Here is a 2701-nt window from a genome sequence, read left to right as displayed (position 1 = left end):
CGTTAGCTCAATCGAACATGCGTTTCAAAAGGATCGACTTACTACTTGTCCACGAAATTCTAACGTATCTAAAGCTCTTAGCCGTTGAATCTCACTTAACTCAGATAGATGTGACCATTTATATTCGGAATGTTCGGAACTGAGAATTATCTCCTTATTTTCAGGCAGAGTGCTGCGAAAAATTCCAACTTGTGCATTGATATGACTGTGATAATAAAATCCTGTTAATACCGCATCTTGAACTTCAATTCCAAGCTCCTCACGACATTCACGAAATAATGCTTGATGAATCGTTTCGTCAGGGTCTACTCCACCACCAGTAAGTACCCATCGGAATTAAATATCATTGCATGAACGCCAAATCTAAAAGTATCGTTAAAAGCCATACTTATTCGCCTCGCATTTTTAACAGTTTGCTACGTATATGTAGATTATTTCATAAAAATGGAAATAACACCAATAATATTTGAATGATAGATTACTAATAGCTGCCCAATTAAATGTTAACTCTTCTGCCTTTAGCGGAGCGATGGGATGCAACGCGGGGAGCCAATTCAGCATTGAACTATCGTCCCTTCGTTAGCTATGTAGTTCACTGTAGTGACCTTTATTTTGTTATTTTCTATAAAATCCAACTCGTTAAAGAAGTGCTTCATTATCTCAACATCTCGTTTGCCTTTGAAATGAACGTTTCTTTTTAAAAATTGGTTTCATTTGAAGAATTTTTTTATGGAGTTTTGTTTATTTTATTGATCTACTGCCTTTGTAATTTCTGATTGAGTTTAGTTTATTACGAAATTATACACTAAGCCTTTAATATAGTTGTTTGAAATTATATAGAAAAAGAAACAGCGGCGGACTAGGACTTTAAAAAATAAAGTCTGCTGCCGCCACTACTGTTTATTGAACTAACGAACTTCGACAGACCAGTTKATCTGATTGTCACAGTTTAAAACGATTTGTTTACCACTGTTAATTTAATTAGACTATAGACCTAATGTCAATCGGTCATCCTAACTTACAAACACCTCTTTACGACGAGCTAATTCGCCTCAATCTCGTCTCATATCGGCTAATAGAAAGAATGGTATACTTACCAAATAACTTGATACGTTTACGTACATGTACAGGGAATGCTAAATGATTGACATCTAAATAGTCATCAAGCTCATCGTACCAGGGTAATAGATCCATTTTGATTATTAAAACGCGACTTTTCATTCGTATACCACCTTTACTTCACTATACTTAAAGTTTATTCGCGTCACCCTGCTAGTGTACTAGATAAATTAGCCAATTCTTAATCTGAATGTCTCGGTTAAAGCGGTTTGTATACCACTGTATGCTTATAAAATCCGTGCTAATTAAAAGTTCTCATTTTAAATAGCATACAGAAGACCAGATGAATACATTGATAATGTCAATCTTCATCGGTACATCCTAATTTACAAACACCTCTTTGCCGGATAAGAGGTGTTCTTTTTTTTGCTCAAATTAGGCGGCTTGCTCCCTACCTCGGTTGGACTTTCACCAACTAGTTGTGCCTAGCTTTGCTATGCGCACTGTTCAGTTATCCTGCCCGTTAGTTCAATCATAGGTATCCTTTCCAGGTATTTCTATATCCACCTCATTCACTCCCGAACCCATCTGTCGGGAATGAGATCAAGTTCTTGTCAAAATCGGGAATGGGATCAAGTTCTTGTCATTGGCTCGTGACAAGAACTTGATCCCATAAAATAAAAAAACCGCGATTTACGCGGTAATTAATGAGATAATGTTCTTGTCACCCGACACCCAATTTCACGCTGCGCATGTCATGCCGCCAATGTCCAAAACAACATGCTGAACTACTGGTCTAGCCATGGAAATTAAATCCTCCAATTCTTTCATAGTGAGTTAAAATTTGTTCTTTCTTCATTGTGTGAAGATTCGGTTACACGAGAATTCCATGAATTCCATCCCCATTCCATCCCTTGTCCGTGGATCTGCAAGTACTTAAGTTTGAAAAAAAGAGCGTTATGCAAGTACGTAACCCTTGCAGAACGCTCTTTTGCATTTATTTATCGATGATTCTTCGCAGCCATCCCTGCTCAAATACATATCGGGTAAGCTGCACCCGGTTGTCCATTTGCAATTTCTGCATAATGTTCTTCAGATGATTTTTCACTGTATATTCAGAGATACCTAATCCTTCCGAAATTAATCGGTTAGATTTTCCACTTGCCACCCATTCCAGTATTTCTCGTTCACGTCCGGTAATAAACGCGTTAGGTGCCTCCTGTTTTTCCTTAGGTGTAAATTCTTGTAGCAACCGCAGAGCTAGCTCTCTGGACATAGGGGCTTCGTCTACGGCAATTGCTTTTAAATATTCATGCCAAGAGTTCGGACTCAAATTCTTAAGCAGATAACCTTGTGCGCCTTTCTTCAGCGCTTCAAACAAATGGGTGATATCATCAGATACGGTGACCATAACAATCTTTACATAGGGAAATTTTTCCTTAATTTGCTTTGTCGCTTCTAAACCATCCATTTGCGACATGTTTATGTCCATCAAAATGATATCGGGCATCCATTGTTCTGTAAGCCTAATCGCCTCTGCACCATTTCTTCCCTCGGCAACAATTTCAAATGAATTATCCATTTTTAAAATGCTTCGGATTCCTTCCCTTGCATGAGGGTGATCGTCTACAATTATAACCCG

Annotated in this window: 3 protein-coding genes; all 3 read right to left on the bottom strand. The window is 38.1% G+C overall.

All coding sequences use genetic code 11. The annotated features are described in order from the left end of the window. Positions 1–24 precede the first annotated feature (24 nt). The gene (locus AC1DUA_RS32850) at positions 25–291 is read right to left on the bottom strand and encodes an NUDIX hydrolase (RefSeq protein ID WP_477503727.1); all 267 of its coding nucleotides are present in this window, start codon (positions 289–291) and stop codon (positions 25–27) included. A gap of 741 nt (positions 292–1032) precedes the next feature. Continuing rightward, positions 1033–1221, bottom strand: a complete 189-nt coding sequence (locus AC1DUA_RS32845; protein WP_477503726.1) for a hypothetical protein — start codon at positions 1219–1221, stop codon at positions 1033–1035. 835 nt (positions 1222–2056) lie between these two features. Continuing rightward, on the bottom strand, positions 2057–2701 hold a 645-nt coding region (locus AC1DUA_RS32840), incomplete at its 5' end, for a response regulator (RefSeq protein WP_477503725.1).

The sequence above is a fragment of the Paenibacillus sp. 01T422 genome, assembly GCF_056398785.1.
This window is presented reverse-complemented; position numbering and strand designations above follow the sequence as displayed.

What these genes read in the sequence shown, in the direction of transcription:
- AC1DUA_RS32845 (WP_477503726.1), bottom strand. Translation starts at nt 1,221, where the DNA reads ATGAAAAGTCGCGTTTTAATAATCAAAATGGATCTATTACCCTGGTAC.